The 19,561-nt window shown below is 50.1% G+C and carries 22 protein-coding genes; all 22 read right to left on the reverse strand.

What is annotated here, in order from left to right; translation table 11 throughout:
• Window positions 1-105: 105 nt before the first annotated feature.
• The gene (locus DWV20_RS00005) at window positions 106-894 is read right to left on the reverse strand and encodes a DUF3825 domain-containing protein (protein WP_118256042.1); all 789 of its coding nucleotides are present in this window, start codon (window positions 892-894) and stop codon (window positions 106-108) included.
• A 45-nt stretch (window positions 895-939) separates the two neighbouring features.
• Complete coding sequence (locus tag DWV20_RS00010; protein ID WP_158566247.1) at window positions 940-1,452, reverse strand: Fic family protein; 513 nt, start codon at window positions 1,450-1,452, stop codon at window positions 940-942.
• On the reverse strand, window positions 1,452-1,637 hold the full coding sequence (locus DWV20_RS00015) for a hypothetical protein (RefSeq protein ID WP_117757177.1): 186 nt from the start codon (window positions 1,635-1,637) through the stop codon (window positions 1,452-1,454). The genes DWV20_RS00010 and DWV20_RS00015 overlap by 1 nt, the downstream gene beginning before the upstream one ends.
• Before the next feature lie 11 nt (window positions 1,638-1,648).
• Window positions 1,649-2,338 carry a helix-turn-helix domain-containing protein gene (locus DWV20_RS00020; RefSeq protein ID WP_117640892.1) on the reverse strand — a complete coding sequence of 230 codons (690 nt, stop codon included), beginning with the start codon at window positions 2,336-2,338 and terminating at the stop codon, window positions 1,649-1,651.
• Window positions 2,319-2,597: a hypothetical protein gene (locus DWV20_RS00025; protein WP_118256044.1), complete on the reverse strand. Its 279-nt coding sequence runs from the start codon at window positions 2,595-2,597 to the stop codon at window positions 2,319-2,321. Before DWV20_RS00025 ends, DWV20_RS00020 begins: the two co-directional genes overlap by 20 nt.
• A gap of 91 nt (window positions 2,598-2,688) precedes the next feature.
• The gene (locus DWV20_RS00030; protein WP_118256045.1) at window positions 2,689-3,486 is read right to left on the reverse strand and encodes a hypothetical protein; all 798 of its coding nucleotides are present in this window, start codon (window positions 3,484-3,486) and stop codon (window positions 2,689-2,691) included.
• 147 nt (window positions 3,487-3,633) lie between these two features.
• A complete protein-coding gene (locus DWV20_RS00035; RefSeq protein WP_118256046.1) occupies window positions 3,634-4,722 on the reverse strand; it encodes a hypothetical protein in 1,089 nt (362 codons plus the stop codon).
• A 218-nt stretch (window positions 4,723-4,940) separates the two neighbouring features.
• Window positions 4,941-6,731: a hypothetical protein gene (locus DWV20_RS00040; protein WP_118256047.1), complete on the reverse strand. Its 1,791-nt coding sequence runs from the start codon at window positions 6,729-6,731 to the stop codon at window positions 4,941-4,943.
• A gap of 263 nt (window positions 6,732-6,994) precedes the next feature.
• The gene (locus DWV20_RS00045; RefSeq protein WP_118256048.1) at window positions 6,995-8,254 is read right to left on the reverse strand and encodes a nucleotide sugar dehydrogenase; all 1,260 of its coding nucleotides are present in this window, start codon (window positions 8,252-8,254) and stop codon (window positions 6,995-6,997) included.
• Between the two features lie 39 nt (window positions 8,255-8,293).
• A complete protein-coding gene (locus tag DWV20_RS00050) occupies window positions 8,294-9,100 on the reverse strand; it encodes a hypothetical protein (RefSeq protein WP_117635211.1) in 807 nt (268 codons plus the stop codon).
• Window positions 9,100-10,140: an NAD-dependent epimerase/dehydratase family protein gene (locus DWV20_RS00055; RefSeq protein ID WP_118256049.1), complete on the reverse strand. Its 1,041-nt coding sequence runs from the start codon at window positions 10,138-10,140 to the stop codon at window positions 9,100-9,102. The genes DWV20_RS00050 and DWV20_RS00055 overlap by 1 nt, the downstream gene beginning before the upstream one ends.
• 127 nt (window positions 10,141-10,267) lie before the next feature.
• On the reverse strand, window positions 10,268-10,807 hold the full coding sequence (locus tag DWV20_RS00060; RefSeq protein ID WP_199408637.1) for a GNAT family N-acetyltransferase: 540 nt from the start codon (window positions 10,805-10,807) through the stop codon (window positions 10,268-10,270).
• Between the two features lie 4 nt (window positions 10,808-10,811).
• Window positions 10,812-12,023 carry a hypothetical protein gene (locus DWV20_RS00065; protein WP_118256050.1) on the reverse strand — a complete coding sequence of 404 codons (1,212 nt, stop codon included), beginning with the start codon at window positions 12,021-12,023 and terminating at the stop codon, window positions 10,812-10,814.
• Entirely contained in the window at window positions 11,968-13,125 is a 1,158-nt protein-coding gene (locus DWV20_RS00070) for an oligosaccharide flippase family protein (RefSeq protein WP_370448147.1), read from the reverse strand. The genes DWV20_RS00065 and DWV20_RS00070 overlap by 56 nt, the downstream gene beginning before the upstream one ends.
• Window positions 13,007-13,354, reverse strand: coding sequence for an oligosaccharide flippase family protein (locus DWV20_RS10160; RefSeq protein ID WP_370448148.1), 348 nt, complete (start codon window positions 13,352-13,354; stop codon window positions 13,007-13,009). The genes DWV20_RS00070 and DWV20_RS10160 overlap by 119 nt, the downstream gene beginning before the upstream one ends.
• Window positions 13,355-13,461: 107 nt before the next feature.
• Window positions 13,462-14,583 (reverse strand): EpsG family protein, encoded by a 1,122-nt coding sequence (locus DWV20_RS00080; RefSeq protein WP_117635207.1) that lies wholly within the window; start codon window positions 14,581-14,583, stop codon window positions 13,462-13,464.
• Entirely contained in the window at window positions 14,583-15,521 is a 939-nt protein-coding gene (locus DWV20_RS00085) for an ATP-grasp fold amidoligase family protein (protein WP_118256053.1), read from the reverse strand. The genes DWV20_RS00080 and DWV20_RS00085 overlap by 1 nt, the downstream gene beginning before the upstream one ends.
• A gap of 14 nt (window positions 15,522-15,535) precedes the next feature.
• Window positions 15,536-16,624 (reverse strand): glycosyltransferase family 4 protein, encoded by a 1,089-nt coding sequence (locus tag DWV20_RS00090; protein WP_117635205.1) that lies wholly within the window; start codon window positions 16,622-16,624, stop codon window positions 15,536-15,538.
• Between the two features lie 8 nt (window positions 16,625-16,632).
• Window positions 16,633-17,823, reverse strand: a complete 1,191-nt coding sequence (locus DWV20_RS00095) for a glycosyltransferase family 4 protein (protein WP_118256054.1) — start codon at window positions 17,821-17,823, stop codon at window positions 16,633-16,635.
• Window positions 17,824-17,828: 5 nt separating this feature from the next.
• Complete coding sequence (locus DWV20_RS00100) at window positions 17,829-18,887, reverse strand: hypothetical protein (protein ID WP_118256055.1); 1,059 nt, start codon at window positions 18,885-18,887, stop codon at window positions 17,829-17,831.
• Complete coding sequence (locus DWV20_RS10140; protein ID WP_304650761.1) at window positions 18,880-19,200, reverse strand: sugar transferase; 321 nt, start codon at window positions 19,198-19,200, stop codon at window positions 18,880-18,882. The genes DWV20_RS00100 and DWV20_RS10140 overlap by 8 nt, the downstream gene beginning before the upstream one ends.
• Window positions 19,142-19,555, reverse strand: coding sequence for a sugar transferase (locus tag DWV20_RS10145; RefSeq protein WP_370448146.1), 414 nt, complete (start codon window positions 19,553-19,555; stop codon window positions 19,142-19,144). The genes DWV20_RS10140 and DWV20_RS10145 overlap by 59 nt, the downstream gene beginning before the upstream one ends.
• Window positions 19,556-19,561: the final 6 nt, after the last annotated feature.

The following is a 19,561-nucleotide window of genomic DNA, read 5'->3' on the forward strand; positions in this document are numbered from 1 at the left end:
TATTTGCTCAATGTGTTCGGCTGAGATCGGAAATCAACCAATTCGTGGGCGCAAACCGCACCACCACAATCGGGGCAGCCGACAAACCACCGGCTAAACCGACCTTTATCGCTTGATCCAAGAGGTCTCGGGGCGGCAAATGAGTCGAGCGTTGTTGTAGGCCATGTCGAGTGTGAGGCAGGTGCGTGCTGCGTAGAAACCGTCCTCGCGCTGGATGGTCAGCGCCAGTTCGGGCTTGTCGCCGGTCAGGCACAGCGGCAGCAGCAGCTGGATCCGACCGCCGTAGAACTGCGGCACGGCGAGCGTGTAGTTGGCTGCGGCGCGGCGGGCGGCCTCGACGACAGCTCCCTCAAAGGCGCGGCGCAGCAGCAGCGAGCTGCCCTCCCCCATCAGGCTGGCGGGAATACGCGTAAGGTTTTCCTCGTCGCCCAGAATGTGGTCGATGTTGGAGCGGATGGGCAGGCGGTAGTCAAAGACCAGCTCGGAGGGGTCCTCGGCAAAGCGCACGCGGCACGGCAGGTACTCAAACGAGACCAGCATGGGGTCGCTTTCCTTAAAGAAGCCCTTCAAAAACCAGCGCTGGCGCGCGTCGGGCTTGGTGTTGGGCTCAAACAGGCCGTAGATGGTCTCGTAGCGGCGCGTGTACAAGCCGGTATTGAACAGGCAGCGGTCGTCGTCGAACACCAGCGGCAGGTTGGACGGCGCGGTCTGGTTTACGTCGCGCTCGGTCAGGAACACCGCGCGGCTAAACGAAAACGACAGGTAGTTTTTGAGGATGCGATTGCCGGGACCCCAGTCCTCGGGGTCGGCGAGGTCGACCAAGCGGTCGTAGCAGGGCTCGGGGCAAAACGCGAAGTCGTACACATTGCTGCACAGAGTGCTGGGGATCTCCATGTGGTGTCCAATCAATTCATTAACCGGCGTGCGGATGCTTAGATTCTATACGAGCGACAGATCGCCCGTGCCCGCAACGAATCCGCAGCGCAGCTCTTCGGCTAGCTCGCTGTTCGTGCGGCGACTGGAAACGAGGTCCTGGATCCAGGCGTAGTACTGGTTGTCTTTTGGTTCGGGGCTGTCAGACAGCACGACCGGAGTGCCTGCGAACCTTAAGACGGACAACGCAAAGACAAGGCTGGTTCGTTTGTTACCGTCTTCAAAGATGTGGTCCTTGACCATGTGCTCGGCAACGTAGGTGACCTGGTCAAAGATGTCTGTGAAGCGATCGGCCGGCGATTGGCCGAATATCGTACAGAATGCACCCGCAAGCACGGACTCGACGCGCCCAAGCTCAAGCGCGGCCCGGTCGCCTGTGGCGTCGGTTGTATAGCAGCGCCCGACCGTTATCAGCGTGCTGTGCAGGCGCATCACGGCCGCGGCCATATCTTCGAGCGAACCGGCATCATCGAGCACGAGCGGCGCGAACGGATGCGCTCCCCGCTTCGTGTCCGCCATCATGAGTTCTCCAAGAGCCTGAGCGCGTTGGGCATGTTCGAAATGGTCAGCCGAATAGCTTCGTCGATTGACGTGGTGCCGCCGAGCAAAATCGGTGATGCTGAATTTGCCACGTGCGCAGTTGAATGATCTTCTTGAGCAACGCAATCAGCGCCGTCATCTTGTTGAACATAGCTCCAAGGCATGTCTGACTCCTCTATAGCTTTACAGACGAAATAGCCTGCGAGTCGTACTCCAGAGCAATCGGTTGCCAGACGAGGTCTTCGATGGTGCAGTTTAGGGTGTCTGCAAGCGCCAATGCCGAGGAAACCGAGGCGCGGCGTAGGTCGAGCTGGTTCTGCTCGTAGAGTTGTATGGCGCGAAGCTTAACCCCCGATTGGGCGGCGAGCTGTTTTTGCGTTAGTCCGGCAGCCTTTCGTGCCGCCTTGAGGCCCTTTTTGTCTGCCTGGGCGTTGTTCCATTTTTCGATGACAATCTGGGCGAATTTATCTTCGGAGGCCTCGTGGAGCGGATGGTACGAGCCGATGATCCAATCGAGCGGAGCGACTTCGAGTAGCTTATTAAAGCCCAAGCTGCTCATCCATTGCGTATAGGCCATAACCCACCCCGCCCAATACTGAGGCGAACGGTCGAACGGATAGGTCTCCCTACATCTGACGGGGGTCAGTCCCGCATGGGCGATAATATCGCGCGCGAGCTCGTCGCCCGTCATGCCGCAGACGACGCGAGGCATACCGCGCTCAAACTGTTTCATCTCAAGAGCGTTCGACATGATCGCCGTCAACTCGGCTGGAGTCAGCCCTTGGTCACAGAGAGCAAAATCGACCGCCTCGCCCAGCGTTCTCATTGCATCCTCGAGATACATCTCACTGTAGGCGTAGGTCATCGCCCGTCATCCCCTCTCGAATGATATCGACGATACGTATTCCCTCAAACGGGTTTTCGGCAAGGAGCTCCCGATACTGCGCCCTTGCCGCTTCATCTCGTTCCTTGGCCAATGGACCATACAGAGCTTGCTGCGCACGTTCAAATCCCGCAAAACGAATGCTCTTAAACGCACGCTCGCTTTTGAGCACAATCTGCTCCCCCAGGTTACCGAGCCTCATAGATCGTCCAAGCTGATCGACGGTGATCGTATTGTTCACAAAGGCTCTAGCATAGGATGGCCAGCAAATAGACGAGGGCATACCAACATCAGTCGATACGCCCCACATCAGAAGATATGTTTTTCTAGTCTTAAGCACAGGCCGCTTGATGCAATGCCAAGTACACCGCTACACCAATACAAACGATACCTAATGCAAGAGGCAAGTACGCCTTCTTGTCTTTGTCCTTAACAAGGAAGGCTTCGATTGCGGACGCTAGGACCAGAAAACCGCCAATAATCAGCAGGTCGAGTGCAACAAAGTTGACGGTTGTTATATTGGAGGACAGACCTCCGGCGTTGACGTTTACGAGCGTAAAGATCGCAGCGAAAATGGCGAAGAGGGCCAGGACGTTGCCATAGATACGGGACTCGATATTGACGATTTCTTCCTTCTTGTTCTCGACCTTTTTAAGTTCCCCGGCATATACGTCGGAATAATCTGCAAGTCCGTTAAAGTTGAGCTCATCAGAGAAAGCGCCGTGGTAAGGATGGGCTACCATGCCATCAACGCGCTGGAATGCAACCTGCGCTATACCCTTAGACGTATCGAGCGTAATAGTGTTGCCGCTTACGTTTGTAACACGGTAAAACAGCCGTGTTCCATGTCCGGGGAAATATAGCGGCGCGTCCAAAGAAAGCCCCTGGCGAATGCGCGAATTGCGCAGAAGTACGCTAGCGGTCAAATTGTTTGGCAACGCTACACATTCAACGCAAGAGACGAATGTCGAATCCCCAGGACCGAGTTCGACCTCGGACTGCTTGTTCTCGTTAATGTAGAAGCCGTCGGTGCGCAAGTCATACGTAACCTGTCCGATGTTCGAAGCATCGGCATGGAGCAGAACCTCGCTGTCGATTAGCTCCTGAATCTTAGTATCGCTCAAGTACATATGAACCACTTCCTTAGGGCTCCGAGTATAGCACCAAGGTATGGCACGGTGGTTACCCCCAAAGGTGGTACAGAGAAGTAATAAGAAAGCGTTGCCCTTAAAGCTCCTACAGAGCTCTTGTATCGCAGCCAAGTGCGTCGCGCCGCATCAGCAGCGATATGCGGCGTTTAGAAGCACTGTCCCCAGCAGGAATAGCGTTAAGGAGGCTGCTATCCAGTAGCTGTCGCCGGTCTTGGGAAGTGTCGGTGATGTTGCCATAGTGGATTTGGGCCTGGTCGTCTTGGTGACGGTGGTCTTGGTGACCGTTGTCTTGGGCGACGCAGCCACGGGTTTCACCGTGGGATGCGTCGTCTGCTCCGCAGCGGCCCCTCTATTAGCAGGGTCAACATCGGCGCCCGCCACGCCATCCCCCGGCACCTCGCCGACGGGCGACTCAGTCTCCCCCGCCGGGCCGGTGGCGCCATCGGGCTCAATCTCCACGTGCGGCGCCACGGCCCCGCTAACATCCACCACGCTGGCAACACCAAAGGCTCCGCCTGCAGGCGTCACAAAGTGCGCGGCCACGAGCGACCCGCGATTGCAGGCAACGCCGGCATCCGTACCGGTTGCATCCAGCCAGGACGCATCCACGACGAGTGTCTCGCTCGCAGCCTCAGCACCAAACCCCTCGTCGAGCAAGCGTACGCCATAAAAGCGCAAGCCAGTATCGGAACCCGCGCCCGAAGCAGCAACGCGCCCGCCGCCACGTACTGTCAAGCTACCTGCGGCGATGCCAGCCACAGTCTGGCTAACAACGCCTGCCCCGTCGGCCCTGGCATCGACCGTGCAGTCGTCCACCACCAGCGCCTGGGCCACATGGATCCCGCATTGCGAACCCGTCGCCGTGAGCGAACCCGAGCCGCGAAGCGTAAGGTTTCCCCACACCTCCATGCCGCTCATGGAAATGTCCGCATCGGGCGCATGCGTCTCGATCACGGAGTTTTGCCCCACAAGCGTCACCACCAGGTCGCCGTCGGCGCCGATGGCCTCGCCCGCATAGCCGGTAAGCTCCAGATGGTCGACTTCGGTCCAAGCCCAACCGGGACCCGAAACACCTGGCTCGTAGTACGTGGCGCCCGCAATGAACAGGCTGTCCGCGCCCGCGGCACAAGAAGGCCCGCCCAGCAAAACGCATAGGCAGGCCATGACGGTAAGCAGAATGTAGTGACGGCTAGTGTGGAACGCGGTGGCAAACATAACCGCTCCGATCTTCGCAAGAGCCAATGGAAGCTGTACCAAGAAATGCCCTGGTAGCAGCAGTTATTAGTGTAGCGAGATTGGGCGAGTGGCGAACGAATTACCTGTAAAACGACCCGGAAATTAGGTGTAATCCGTTTTGTCAGTCGGTGAAAGGAAGCTTCGGAAACGTCGAGCAAGTGCGCGGCATCGGCAAGCCATTGAGCGACTAAACGCAATCACATATATACACCGGAATCAGTTGAAATATCCTGCGCCCTTTCATTTAACGTTGCTATTGTCTGCTTGATGTCATTGCGAATCCATTTGGTCCTCAGTCCGCCCATGCGAGATTTGGACCCCACTTTGACAAGTTGAGTGTCAATCATTTTTAACCATTCAACGGCTTCATTCAGGCTATGCTTGTCTGCATAACTCTTCATGCCGGTATGAAAAAATAAATGCAGGGAATTTTGTGAATCGGCGGTTCCTTCATAGGTTGCCATGGCAACAGTTTCAGCTGGTACATTCAGTATTCTATTTTGGTTCTCTGATTTTATGGCTTTTTCAAAAAACGCAGAGATTGTTTTACCTGTGTTCTGGTCAACTATAGAAAACTCAAGACTGATGCGATTTAAATCTCGATCTCTTTCATCTTGTTCAACCTCAGTTATAAGTTTGTCCATTATGAGATTGGCATCTGTACCATAAAAATCATTCATATTATCTCGTTCTTGCCTCAAAGCGGCAGCGTCGCACTTGGGGTCATGATTGGCGGCATGCCGAAGCGAATCGAGAAGCTTCTCGCGAAAAGATTCATCCCAGAACCCAAGAATAATAAGATCGAGTGAATGTCTAATAATCTTATAAAACCATACTTGAGAATACTGTCCCTTAGCTAGCATGTTTTTAAGATGGTTCGCGAGCAATTCAACCTGACCGTCTTCCAAGCTCCGTAAAGCGCCCCAATGGTATTCCATTTCTTGGGCCTCGACATCTGCGGCAGAATTGGGATTTTTCTCTAGTACAAATTTATTGAAAGAACTCTTAACAGTTTCTGGGTCTACATCCTTCCCTTCAGTTAATGGAGCAAGGGCCTTTGATAAAGTAAGATAATAATCGTATTCCTGGAGTTCAGACTCGTCGAAAATGCTCATTGAGCTATTCGCGTCTTTTGGCTCATTAGGAACTATTCCTGCTGATGCTTGAACTGCATATCCAACAAAATCTGAGAACGCTTGTACTCTTCCATGAAAATCTATGGACTCATCGACAAGAGCCGACGAGCTTAATACGTAGTTTATACACGGGATTGATCTTGATAGAGCTCTTGCGTTGATAAGGGAGTCCTTAAGTCCGTCGATAACTGCATCCTTGACTTTGAAGTCAATCTGTTCGGGAATGGATAACTGGTCCTTTACTATTGCCCGGTAAAGCACCTGTAGATCTGGCTCATACTCAATTTGGCTAATAACCGCTTTTTCTATAGAGCAGTCATCCTCAAAAGACAGTGGCTGATTTCTGACAAGCATCACATGCCAGCCATGATTTTCGACCATATTGTTAACAAACCCAAGAAATGAGCGGTCATCATGAGCGAAGCTGCTACGTTCGCAATCGTCCAATATCACGAGAACTTTATTCATTCCAATCAAAGATAGTAATAAGTCAGGTTTAATGGAAACCTGAATTCCAATTTTTGCTAGCCGCTTGCTTGCAATTGACTTACTAACGTCAATTGCGCCTTTCTTAAAAACATTTTTTGTGGCATCAATGCGCTTCGTTGAGTTTTCAGAAAAATGAAGCCAAGAGGCTAGAACCCTATTGCAAATCTCGTCATAATCGGAAACGCCGAATAGCGATACACGGCATACCTTTATACCTAATTCCTTAAGCGCAGGCTTAAGATCGTTCTCGCAATAATACGTCTTCCCCGAACCCCATTCGCCATGCAGGACTAAAGCTTGAAGGCCAATGGTGTCACATTGCATGTATTTTTTAATTGTCTCGGTGATTTCTTTGGCATGCATCGCTTTGTTCTCCAATCGACTGTATTTCGCTTTGCATTGTTAAGTCAAGTGTTTTTTAGCGACCACGTCTCTAAAAATTTTTATTTTGCCTCATGCTAGCTAGTGTTCAACTCGTGACCGTGGTATCTGATATTGTATTTTCGAGTTAACTAAGGACGGGGGCGTATCGGCGCTAGCCGATACGCCCCCGTCCTCAGGAACGATGATCGTACTGTGGTCTTGCCTTAATCTAAGTCCGCCCACTGCAACCAGCCGCCTCTCCCCTAGCCCCGCTTAAACATACCCCTCGTGTACACCTTGTCCGCCACGTCTGCAAGCTCGTCGCTCCAGCGGTTGGCGACGATCACGTCGCACTTCGCCTTGAAGGCCTCCAGGTCGTGGGTCACCTCGGAGCCGAAGAACTCCGGCGCGTCCAGCGTGGGCTCGTAGACCACCACGGGCACGCCCTTGGCCTTCACGCGCTTCATGACGCCCTGGATGGAGCTCGCACGGAAATTGTCGGAGTTGGACTTCATCGTCAGGCGGTACACGCCCACGACCGGCTTCGGCTTACCCTCGTAGACGCGGTCCCAGACCATCTGCAGCACCTCGTCGGCCACGAAGTCCTTGCGGGTGCGGTTGGCGTCCACGATGGCCTCGATCAGGTTCTGCGGCACGTCCCTGTAGTTGGCCAGCAGCTGCTTGGTGTCCTTGGGCAGGCAGTAGCCGCCGTAGCCGAAGCTGGGGTTGTTGTAGTGGCTGCCGATGCGCGGCTCCAGGCAGACGCCGTCGATGACGTCGCGGGTGTTGAGGCCGCGGACCTCGCAGTAGGTGTCAAGCTCATTGAAGTAGGCTACGCGAAGAGCCAGGTAGGTGTTGGCGAACAGCTTGACGGCCTCGGCCTCGGTGGTGCCCAGCACGAGCTCCGGGATGCCCACGGTGCCGTCGGCGTTCACGCGCTCCAGCTCGGCTGGGTCCGCTCCTTGGGCAAGCAGGCGTGCGAAGCGCTCGGCGGCAGCGACGGCGTCGGCATCCTCCTTCGGCGCGCCCACAACGATGCGGCTGGGGTGCAGGTTGTCGTAGAGCGCCTTGCTCTCGCGCAGGAACTCTGGGCTGAAGAAGATCTTGCTGTCGCCCAGCCTCTCGCGAAGCCCCGCGGTGTAGCCCACGGGGATCGTCGACTTGATGACGATCCAGGCGTCCGGGTTCACCGAGCGAACGGCGGCGATGGCGGCCTCGACGGAGGAAGTGTCGAAGAAGTTCCTGTCCGAGTCGTAGTTGGTAGGCGTGGCGATGACGGCGTAGTCGGCGCCCGTATATGCCTCGGCCACGTCGACCGTGGCGTGCAGGTCGAGCTCGCGCTCCCCCGCCTTTGCTTCCGCCAGGAATCGCTCGATCTCGTCGTCCTGGATGGGCGACACATAGTTGTTGATCTTCTCGACCTTCTCGGGCACGATGTCCAGAGCATGCACCTCATTGTGCTGCGAGAGCAGGACGGCGAGGGACAGGCCGACGTAGCCGGTACCGGCGATAGCGATCTTCATGTCATTCTCCAATTGTCAAAGAACGGAATAAAAAACGACTTAGTGGTTGTGTTTCAAGGAATTAATAGATTCAGAGATGTCAGAGTAATCAACCAAAAGGAAGAGACTGGCAGCCATGTTGCGCAACGTGTCATACCAGGACTCAAGTTCATGATCTGACATGCTTCCGAGAGGTTCGAAATACTTCTTAGAGTCCTCTGATGCATTGTTATGACGAATATTAAGCGAGTTAACTAGGTAAAAGAAATCAGACGTAAGACGCTTAGACAGAGCTTCAAGGCACTCCCGCTTAGGCTCGAGCTCGCGAGCGAACTTAGATAAATATTGACGCTTGCGATCAAGGTCTCCCTTGTAGCGCCAGTAATCAAAGGTAATTAAATCTATCGCCACTTCAGCAGGGGAGCACTCGGCTGAAGCGTTAATCAAATCGTTCCTCGGCACCAAGACGAAAATGCCCTTAACTTCGGATTCCTGATAAGAAATCTTGTTGCAAATAGCTCGAATATGTTTGATCAAAAATAGTGACTCCTGCATGCAGTCATCTATATTTTGCATGTGTATAGCGAAGTTTAATATGTATTCGCATAACAAGAGGAGCCTATTAAGATCCACGGTTGATAAATCATCATCAGTTGAAAACGTAAAATTATGTCTATGATTAAAATCCCAAAGGGAAATCGCAGTACCGGCGAAAGGCATCAAGCCGAAATACATATTCATCAAGCTATAAAAGGAACACTGATCAGGAGGGTCAGAATCATAGAGAAGATGAACGAGGCTGTAATATTCGTCCGAAGGACTGAACTCACTATTCAGAAGAATATCAGCGAAACTACGCCTGCTCATTAGAGCTCAACCATGTAATAGCTCTTATACCATTTAGCAAAGGCACGAAGACCGTCTTCTAGCTTGGTAGCAGGTCTATAACCAAAGTCCCGCTCTAGCGCACTTGTATCAGCGTAAGTTACAGGAACATCGCCGGGCTGCATTGGAACAAGTTGCTTATGCGATTCGAAGTCGTAATTAGGAGGCAAAACACCTTCTTCAACGAGCACGCGCTGAAGGGTATCAACGAAATCAAGCAAATTTTCAGGATTCGAATTGCCGATATTGTAGACGCGGTGAGCAGCCATCGGGAGACCGTCTTCGCCTATTCGCACTTCCGGCGCATTGTCCATTACACGGCGCACGCCCTCAACGATATCATCAACATATGTAAAATCGCGTTTGCAATTACCCATGTTGAAGATCTTGATGGTGTCCCCGCGGCGCAGCTTCTCGGTGAAGCCGAAGTAGGCCATGTCGGGCCTGCCCATGGGGCCGTACACGGTGAAGAAGCGCAGGCCGGTGGCAGGGATGGAGTAGAGCTTTGAGTAGGCGGCCGCCATGAGCTCGTTGGACTTCTTAGTGGCGGCGTAGAGCGACACCGGCGAGTCGACTCGGTCCTCCTCGGAGAACGGAACCTTCCTGTTGCCGCCGTAGACCGAGCTGGAGCTGGCGTAGACCAGGTGCTTCACCGGGTGGTGGCGGCAGGCCTCGAGCACGTTGAAGAAGCCCACGAGGTTGCTCTCCAGATAGGCGCGTGGGTTCTCGATGGAGTAGCGGACGCCTGCCTGGGCGGCGAGGTTCACAACGACGTCGAAGCCGTTCTCGGCGAACAGACGCTTGATGAGGGCGGCATCGCACAGGTCGCCGCGCACGAAGGTGAAGCGGCCGTCTGTGTCGGCTTCGGCCAGCATGCGCAGGCGCGCGTCCTTGATGCCGGGGTCGTAGTAGCTGTTGAGGTTGTCGAGGCCGACAATAACGTCATCGGTCTCATCAAGCAGCTTCTTGACGAGGAACGCGCCGATGAAGCCGGCGGCGCCCGTCACGAGCACTTTACTCATTATTCTCCTATCATAGAATTTAAGACTCAGGATATCTCATCGTGCCGCACCAAATTCGACAAGTAGTCTCATCAGGACCTCTACGTATATTTCGGCGTAGCTTTAATGGCAGACACTTTAATGACTATTACGAGATTGTATTGTTGCTTCCCCTGCCTGCAAGCCAATCGCTCTTCAGCAGTGCCATAAGTCGCATGTCGACATAGCGGCCATGCTTGTATTTTGCTTTTCTTTTAATGCCTTCGTACTGGAAGCCAAACTTCTCGTAAAGATGTCGAGCACGAGCGTTATCTTCTAGGACAGTTAACTCGATCCGACGTAAGTTCATATCAAGAAAGGCATGCTCTATCATTTTCTTTACGGCAAACGAGCCGATGCCTTTGCCTCTATTTTCGTCGTTGCCCACCATGATATGAAGTTCGCAGTTTCTGCTCACCCAGTCAATCCCAGCTAGAGTAACGAGACAAAGGGGCTTGGCGTTGCCGTCCTCGCACACGCAACACCGTATCGTATTGCTGCGATTGTTTAAGTAATTCTCAAACCAGCGATAGTCGACGTCGGGCCCAATGAATCTGTAGGGCGCACCTAAGTAACTCATGAGCTCTTCGCTACTCCGCCAGCCATTAATAACGGGCACATCTTCTCGAATAAGCTCTCTGATGCTCAATATTCTATTCATTGCAATCACTTGCCTGGCAATCGCCGTCGGAACGGGGGGCCAGAAAACAATCCTCGCTATCGAGCAAAATGGGTTCAATATCTACATCACGCAAAAACACGAATGGTTTTTCAAATACATGAAAAGGATCGCGCTCAACGCGAAGGGCGCCACCGTCTTCCATAATACGAATCGAGTCTTCAATTAAGTCGAAACCAGCCTCGGCCAGGACACCCGTGTAGGCCATGTGCCTGATATTAACCTCAGTAACCTTCAGGTTTCCCTTAGAATCCTCTTTCAAATCAAAAGACAGGATTCCGTGCGCTGCGAGGTCAAGTTTGCGCTCAATGTATTTAATACAAGAATCACAGAATTCGTTGACAGTCTTGTCGTTGAGCAGGCGACCAAAGCTCGTGTTGCCCGTGACATGCGATGGAGCAATGTTTGCCATTACGTATTCAGCACATTCAAGCGCTGCACCCTTTACGTATTCACCCTTGTAATACAGCATCTCGTTCGCAATATGCCGCCCAGTGAGAAATTCACTCACGGTAAACTCAGGAATCTCAGAGTTGATAAAGAGCCAACTTTTGTAGCTGCTAAGGTCGTCAAGTCGCAATGAGCCGAGACCGCCTGTCCCCTCGGTAGCTCTTATCCAACAGGGGAACCCAATTTCATTTTCAACCGCATCAAACCTTGGCTCGTCCTGGGTAACCTTGATTGTCTTAGGGATAAAATCCGTACCCTCGAGAACCTCGGCCATGATCGCCTTGTCACGCAGGGACCCGGATAGCTCCGTCGATCCCATAAAGGTAACACAAGGGAAATGCCCTGTTTGATCGAAATGTTTCCCCCACTCGACAATCTCAGACTCGGGCTGCACAAAGGCAAAGTCAATAGACTCACGCTCTACCAGCTTTTCAATCCAGCTGAAATAGTCTGCCGAGTCACACCTTGGACAGACATACTTTGCGTCGAGGAGTCCATCCATAAAGAAGCCAATTGCTTTCGGGTTTACATCACATCCTATGAGTCGATACTCAGGATGAGTTTTCCTGATTCGGCGTGCGATGGATCTCGGAGTAAGACCACCGATTCCCGTTATAAGTACATTTTTCACAGTTATCACACCTTTCATAGCAAATTGCTCTTTTGCAAAAGACATCGTTCTATTTGAGCAAGAAATGCGGAAGAAACCTTGCAAGGCCGAATCTGTTGGCAACATCGATTAGCGTATCCCGTTGTTCTCTACGCGACACAAGTAGGGCTAAGTAAAGAAGGCAGTACAGTGGGATTACAAGAAAATGAGCGGGAATGAACGGAATCAACACCACTAGAAGATTGCAGACGAATGAGTCAAGGACACATATAACGAGGTATGGCAGAAGAACCTTAAAGGTTTCGGTTATAGAAAGCGAGAGTCTGGTCTTGCAAGCGATTAAGTGCGAACCTGAATACGAGAACAGGGTTACGAGAGGCAAGGCAATTGAGAAAACATCAAAACCCGCTTTTGCACTGAAAAACATGCAAGGAACGGTTGCTGCGAGATATGCAAGTTGCACAGCAACGGACAACCTAGGTTTTCCCAGAGACCGGTATGCCTCAGAGGCCATATATCCGATGACAACTGAAAATGCACTTTCCATACCGTAAAGCCCAAGAAAAGTGGATGCTTCGACCCACTGATCACCTAAAAACACAAGCACAATCGATTCGCGAAAGACGAATAGCGCGAAGGCAATTGGCACAACGAACATTGCTAGATAGCTTTGCATTTTGAAATATGCTCTATCAAACTGTGCTCTGTCTCCTTGCATTCTCGAAAGCGTCGCGAATATGACGGGAGTAACCGCCGAAGAGATAAGCCCAGTCGCTGCAGAAACAAGGGAGACAGTTGTTCTGTACAGACCTAGGTAGTAGGCGTCAAGTACGTTACCCAGGATAAACGATCCCGCCCAACCAGCAAGCCAGATGGTAAACGCCTCTAACAAGGTCCAAGCACTGAAGCTGAACATGCGCTTTAAATATCGAAAGCTGTAAGAGAAAGTCGGTTTCCAGTTTGACTCAATTGTCAGCCAAACGGCTAGAAGTGCATTGCTCGCGATGGTCGCCACAATCATCGACCAATAGCCGAAACCTGCAAGCGCAAGTGGTACAGCAACAACAAGAGTAAGAAGGGACGATCCAAATCGCGAAGAGAACAGGACCTTAAACGAAAGCGCCCTTTGATAGAGCGCCGTCTGAACACTGATTGCCGCTGTAAGTGGAAGAACTGAACTCGCAACGGTTATCGCCCAACCAATTGTGGTATCCCCCCAACAACGCAGCAAGGCCATCACGGAATAGACCGATGAGAAACCAGAGGAGAAACGATACGGCGAGGTTAGTCCAAAAAGCGACATTTGCGTAATCGTGAAGGTCTGCATCAGTCTTAAACTCGTGTTGCACGAGATATTTCTGGAAACCAGCATCGGAAAACATGTTGGCAAAAGACGTCACCATGGTAACGAGCGCGATTACGCCAAATAGATCCGGCGTAAGAATATGCGCCAACACTAAGGTCGTAATTGGCTGAATAATCTTAGAAGCGATTTGCGTAAGCAATGACCATTTAGTTGCAGTAACCGCTTTCTTGCCAATTGTTTGTTCGCCCAAAATAACTCCTATAGCAAAAGAAACTTGTAACTACTCAGATCACCACGAGCGCAAGCCAAACATAGAGAGACCGTTGACCATGTAAATACAACCGCACAAATGCAATCGTGCTCCTTTTTTGACCAGGCTGAACTTAGAAGCATGAGAACAAGAGGCGACACTAGTGAAAGAAGAACTGACGTGCGCAAGAAAATTGAATAGTCAAAAGGAAGAGACATGACGGCAACCATTGTGATAAGGACAATAAACAGAGCAAGGTTATTACGCACGATTTGATCCACCGTACAGTCGATTCTAAAAAGCTTTATAAGCAAATAGACAGTAATGGCAATCTGCAGAGAGTGAATAATGACTTCCCATATATAGAAATACGATTCGCCAGCAATATAGTCAGTCGCCTTGTCAGACAGGGCATTCAAGTACGAACCGCCATATCGCATCATAAGAAAAATAATTAATAAAACGAAAGCTGTTGAAATCAATTTTTGAAGCATATTCTTGCTGTTCGTGAAGCATATATGGACAACTCTTAGAATGACGAGTGCAAGTCCGAACGAATGAAACAATGCGGCTACCAAGTAGTAGAGGATGTTTTTAAAAGGACTTCTGCCTGTAAACTGTTCCGTATAAAACGCTCTGAATACAAGCGCCGTAGCTAAATAGGACCTGATATTACTAATCACTTGAAAAAAAATTCCAGAGCTCATGCAAAGAAAAATTGCAAGGGCAACGATTTTGACGTCGATTTTGAGCCTCTCTGCAAAATCCCAATAACAAGAAAAAACAAGTGAATAGAACAATGCACAAGAGATCATCGGAAGCAGGGCATCGACTCTTAACATTCCAATAGCCCAGAAATAGATGACCATAACAGGCGTTGATGAATGGGAGCACGCTCTTGCTATATCGTAAATATCCATCGTTCCATATAGATGGAGTGCATAATATAAGCGGGACAAGTCTGCGCCCCGGTTCGGTATAAATATAAATGCTAAGAAAGCAAGCGCTGTGATATAGAGAAGCAGGCGTTGCTTTATCTGTTTGCCATTAGCAACATATAGGCTATTACACGCAACAATTAATACCAAGAAGAAAGTCGCTGTGCCCAGCATGCGCTCGAATAAATACATTACGGACGTCCGTTCGCGGAATACGCCCTGTTCAAATCAATCCACGACCCAATCATGAGATCATCTTCATATTTTTCAAAGGGGCACAGTCCACTTGCGTCGAAGAAAGTCATTTCGCCGAGTTTTAATTGATCGCGGTTGATGTACCAATCAACTCTAACATGGGGAATACCGGCAGAAAGAATCCTAGAAAGACGTAGCATTTCTTCAAGTTGTTTGGGAGCGGCCGGGGTTACGCCTGTAAGCGGATACCCTGGCTGACGAATATCCAAATGATTCCATTGAGGATCAAAAGTATCCTGTGTGTGGTTAGAGTATCGCCCTTTGTGTAACTGAATCATCTTGGGCTCCCCAGAAAAGCAAAATACCTTATAGTCTGCAGTTGATCCGGTTTCATCCGGCTCAAGGTACTCCTCAGCGAACACAAGGGGTTTTACATCCTTGTATGGCCATTCACGGGCGTAGTAAAAAAGATTCTTCTTCATCATCGCGGCAAGGCGCTTTTTCGCATAGGAGAAATCGAACGTTTCTTTATCCCTGCAGATTGCAACATAGCCGCTATAGTGATTAGCTTTCATGACAAATTGCTCGGGAAGCACGTTCAAGTCAATCTCGTCAACGTCTTTCCAGATCGCCAAGGTAGGAACAACATACTGGGCCCCAATTTTGCTTGAAACCCATTCCTTAACCGCCAATTTGTCAACAAGTGTTGTATAGAGCGGATTTCTATCGTGCAGCTTTAGCCATTGAAGTTTTTCATTAAAAGATTTGGGGTTGTTCAAATCCAAGGTATGGCCCATATAGGCTCGAAACTCAGCCTTAATGGCGGTCTCATCAGAAATGAAGGGCTTTTGGCATAGCCTCAGAACGAGACCGGCCCATGCCTCGGACGGACTCTTAAAGGCCTTTGCGATTTTAGACTTTGCGGTATTCTTCAATGCGATACTCCAAACTAATTCAAACAGCGCTCATACTCATCATGCGTTCTATGGGCTATCTGCTTCCACTCGTACATTCGTGAGAGCTCCAAGCCATTACGCCCCCGCTCAATTAGCTCTGATTTGTTTTCGCAAATCTCTGAAATAGAAGCGGCGATACCCTCGGCAGAATTGTCAGAAGTCCATCCCGCCTTGGCACAGTCAACCTCACCTCTCATGTTGCTTCCGTCAGTGGCAAGACAAGGCAAACCATATGAGAGGGCTTCAAGCATGCTCATGGGGTGTCCCTCATATCTCGAAGTAATGACGAACAGGTCCGAATTCTCTAGCAACTTGTCCTTATCCGGGCCAAACACCGGAGGGTTAATTGTCACGAGGTCAGTGATGCCCTTTTCGATTGCATCTTTTTCGAGCTGATCTGCAGATCCATTCTCGCTGGAACCATACAGATTGATACAGAAAGAAGCCTCTCGCATGATATCCTGTGCGATTTCGACTGCATTTAATAGAAGATCGAGACCCTTATGATCAATATCAAGTCTACCGATTGAAACTCCACGTATCCCCTCATGCTCCACTGCTACACGCGAGCGAGTCCTTGCAGTGATTCCATTGGGCAAAATAACGCAGGTGGAAGAATTGAAGCCCTTAGAATCGTCTCGCTCCCTATTAGTGAGAAAATGAACCGCAGCAGATCCTCGATAGAAGCTGTTAAAAAACACGAGGTTGCCGAATATCTTTTTGAGCCTCTTTTGAGATTGAGCTCTCTCGGTCATACTTCCGCGCGGAATGATGATGTATGGTATTTTTTTTCGCTTAAGCTCAAAGACTGTCTTATCGAATGGAAACTCATAGAAGCCTTCATAGACAACAAGATCTGGGTTGTTGAAGGGTTCTGGAAGCGCTGAGATGGAGCCGTCAGGGTATTCGTCAAGGGTGTGGCAAGGAACAGCGCCCGTCTTCCATTCATCTCTGCAAACATAATTCAGGTTATACCAAAAAACGTTGTCAACAGCAGCCTGTGCGTTAACCTGCTTTGGAACGCTATTGCTTGGGCCTGTAGACAGGCGACCGCTGAGCTTTGAAATAAAAACGATATTCATGCGTATTCCTATATGGTTTCCAGCAATTCGGCAAGCTCTCGATAAGTTCTGCTCCTATCAAATAACTCCTCGGCACATTTTCTAGAATTAACACCCATCTTGGTCCTAAGATCGTCATTATTGACAAGGAGACTTAAGGCTTTGGCTGTTTCCTCCACGGATCCACAGGAGCAGTTCACACCCATGGAGTAGCATTCAACAAGATTGCGATATTCGGGGCTTTCTTGGGTATTGATAACCGGAACGCCAGCTGCGGCATAGTCGGCATGTTTATTAATAATGCTGCCAGCAGAACCCTTCTTAATGGGATTGATGGCTATATCAGAAGCACTCAGGAGCCTACACATATCACCATATGGGAGCCTGCCCGTAAACCTGCAGTCAATCCCAGTCTCGCTTGCATGTTCCTTGAACTGCGCCTCGTAAGGGCCACTACCCATGACAAGAAAACGAATCCTACGCTCGGTACGATCTTGAGCAATGCGTACAGCATCTATTGCGAGATCCAAGTCATAGCTATTACCCAAAGTTCCACAATAGGCAAGCGTGATGGCACCGTGATTACAGGCATTACCTCCGGTCGAAACATACGAATCGAACTCAGAAAGATCGGTCCCTAGATACACTATTTTCTTAATTGCAGCCTTGGAATTGGCTAAAGAAGCTCTTCGCATATAAGTTTCAGACACAGCAATAATGGCATCAGCGGAAGAGTAAGCCTTGTCAGCAAGATTTTTAAATGGAATAAATGCTAGGCTGCTAATAATTGGAACGTTAAACGCCATAGCAAATGCCTCGGGCCATAGGTCTTGAACGTCCAAAACGAAACGACAGCCAATCTCTTTACAGTACTCGCCGACCTTAGCAGGAGCAGTCAGCGAGGGTATGGCGCAGTAGATAAGGTCAGGCTTCTTACGACTCCGTAGATACTCAAGGACGTTTGCACCCCATGTTTGATGGCTAAAGAACCTCTGTGGTGAAATGTTCTTGGAATAGCCAGGCTCATCAACAAGAGTGACCTTAAAAGGCAGGTCAACAATTTCCGCAGCATATCTCTGCTTTTTTTCACTGTGTGAAAAACTACTCGTAATAAGTTCAACAGAATGGCGTTTGGATAGCAATTTGGAAAGATAAAGAAATCGATTGTTACCGTTTCCACTAAGGTTGCTGCAGAAATTCGAAATAATAACGATATCCATCGGCTTTATTCCTGACTCAATCTAACTATTCCGCTTCCTCGGTTCTCTTGAATTGTCTTGAGAAGAGCCTCACCAAGCCATGTCATCTCTTCGATACCGTACCTTTGGTCGCAAGGTACGCTTACTTCCCTCTCGTATAAGACCTCACTATTCGAATCAAGCATCGGAATCCGATGATCCCTCGGCCAGTGCGAAGGGCAGTAGATCCGTTTGAAGGCCAAATTTGACCTGACTGTGTTTTTGTCAACGTCATCGGGCAACAGTAGGGGGACGAACAGGGGAACAAACGTGTTCGGCAATTGATCGAATAATAGATAATCGCCGAGGAATTGACGCAAACAGTTGTAATTCTCCCTACGTCTAGCAGCCAAGTAACATGAATTAAAGTGTCTAGCAGTTTGACTATCCTTTGGATCTCCCGCATAGACCCCGCAGGGCTCTAGCATTGAGTTTGCTTGAGAAAAAATCGCAAGATACTTTTTTTCTCCATCCTGCTCCATATACTTCTGTTTTTCGATGAATGCACAACGGCGAAGCTTCTCAAACTCACCAAGCCTGCCCGTAGGAGCTTCAGCAACAAAACCATCTCGGCTCCAAGCGTAACCGCCGGTCGCAATCCCCATCCACTTTCTTAGACTACCTACTACATAATCGCCGAGCCAAACATCTCGATTAAGAACAGAATGAGTGATGTCGTTGATCACGACACCCGAATAGTCGCCGGGGTACTCGGGCTCCTCAAAGCCAAAATAGGACATAACCAGCAGTACGTCACATCCCATAGCAAGAGAGAAATCGCGCTTAAGATCACCTTCTCGCATAAAGCTAACGGGATAAAAGGTCAACTTAAAGCCACGCTGGAAGAAGGGCTCAATCATGGACCCGCAACACCAGGAAGGAAGAGCTGCCGACGAAGCAGAAGGATTCTTTTTTAACAGATCATCGAGGACATGCGCAATGGCGGCGCGGCCCGAAACTAGCCAATGTATGTCAGCCGGAAATAATCCATTGTCATCGTCTACGAGCGGAGTCTCCCAGAACTCGCTCCCGATTTCTTTAATCACGCGACTTGGTTCCCCCTACCGCATTACTCCTAATTTCATGAAGAGAGCCCGGATGATTTTCGCCTTGACCAATATCACTGCGCCTTAAAACGACGATTACGGTTTGGATAATAATGAGCAAATCTGTTTTCAACGAAAGCTCGTCGACATACTCAAGGTCATACGAAAACTTTTCTTCCCATGAGATTGAGTTGCGACCCATCACTTGAGCCAAACCGGTCAGACCTGGTCTCACGTCATGTCTGTGATGTTCTTCAGGGGTGTAATAAGGAAGGTAAACTGTAGCAAGGGGTCGAGGCCCGACGAGGGACAATATCGCCTTTAAGTATATTTATAAGCTCGGGGAGCTCATCAATACTCGTCGAACGCAAAGCCTTCCCAAACGGAGTAAGACGCTGAGAGTCAGGAAGGAGGTTGCCCTCTTCGTCGCGTCCGTCTGTCATGGTTCGAAACTTAAATAGCTTAAATAGTTCCTCTTCACCGGTCTCCGAATTCCTTCGGCCAGGCCTAATCTGTTTGAAGAGAATCGGCGAACCTAATTTCACCCTCACAAGCACGGCGGTTACAACAAGAATCGGACTAAGGACAACAAGAGCAACCACCGAAAGCAATATATCAAGCGCTCTCTTGACGAATCGCTCATAAATCGAGGGTGAATGACCCGTCACATTCGT

The organism is Collinsella sp. AF02-46-1, assembly GCF_003465825.1.
In the GTDB taxonomy this organism is placed as follows: Bacteria; Actinomycetota; Coriobacteriia; order Coriobacteriales; family Coriobacteriaceae; genus Collinsella.

Excerpts from the sequence above, each read along its gene's own strand:
- DWV20_RS00005 (WP_118256042.1), bottom strand. The coding sequence starts at position 894 with ATGGAGATCCCCAGCACTCTGTGCAGCAATGTGTACGACTTCGCGTTT.
- DWV20_RS00010 (WP_158566247.1), bottom strand. The coding sequence starts at position 1,452 with ATGGCGGACACGAAGCGGGGAGCGCATCCGTTCGCGCCGCTCGTGCTC.
- DWV20_RS00015 (WP_117757177.1), bottom strand. The coding sequence starts at position 1,637 with ATGCCTTGGAGCTATGTTCAACAAGATGACGGCGCTGATTGCGTTGCT.
- DWV20_RS00020 (WP_117640892.1), bottom strand. The coding sequence starts at position 2,338 with ATGACCTACGCCTACAGTGAGATGTATCTCGAGGATGCAATGAGAACG.
- DWV20_RS00030 (WP_118256045.1), bottom strand. The coding sequence starts at position 3,486 with ATGTACTTGAGCGATACTAAGATTCAGGAGCTAATCGACAGCGAGGTT.
- DWV20_RS00035 (WP_118256046.1), bottom strand. The coding sequence starts at position 4,722 with ATGTTTGCCACCGCGTTCCACACTAGCCGTCACTACATTCTGCTTACC.
- DWV20_RS00040 (WP_118256047.1), bottom strand. The coding sequence starts at position 6,731 with ATGCATGCCAAAGAAATCACCGAGACAATTAAAAAATACATGCAATGT.
- DWV20_RS00045 (WP_118256048.1), bottom strand. The coding sequence starts at position 8,254 with ATGAAGATCGCTATCGCCGGTACCGGCTACGTCGGCCTGTCCCTCGCC.
- DWV20_RS00050 (WP_117635211.1), bottom strand. The coding sequence starts at position 9,100 with ATGAGCAGGCGTAGTTTCGCTGATATTCTTCTGAATAGTGAGTTCAGT.
- DWV20_RS00055 (WP_118256049.1), bottom strand. The coding sequence starts at position 10,140 with ATGAGTAAAGTGCTCGTGACGGGCGCCGCCGGCTTCATCGGCGCGTTC.
- DWV20_RS00065 (WP_118256050.1), bottom strand. The coding sequence starts at position 12,023 with ATGTTGCCAACAGATTCGGCCTTGCAAGGTTTCTTCCGCATTTCTTGC.
- DWV20_RS00080 (WP_117635207.1), bottom strand. The coding sequence starts at position 14,583 with ATGTATTTATTCGAGCGCATGCTGGGCACAGCGACTTTCTTCTTGGTA.
- DWV20_RS00090 (WP_117635205.1), bottom strand. The coding sequence starts at position 16,624 with ATGAATATCGTTTTTATTTCAAAGCTCAGCGGTCGCCTGTCTACAGGC.
- DWV20_RS00095 (WP_118256054.1), bottom strand. The coding sequence starts at position 17,823 with ATGGATATCGTTATTATTTCGAATTTCTGCAGCAACCTTAGTGGAAAC.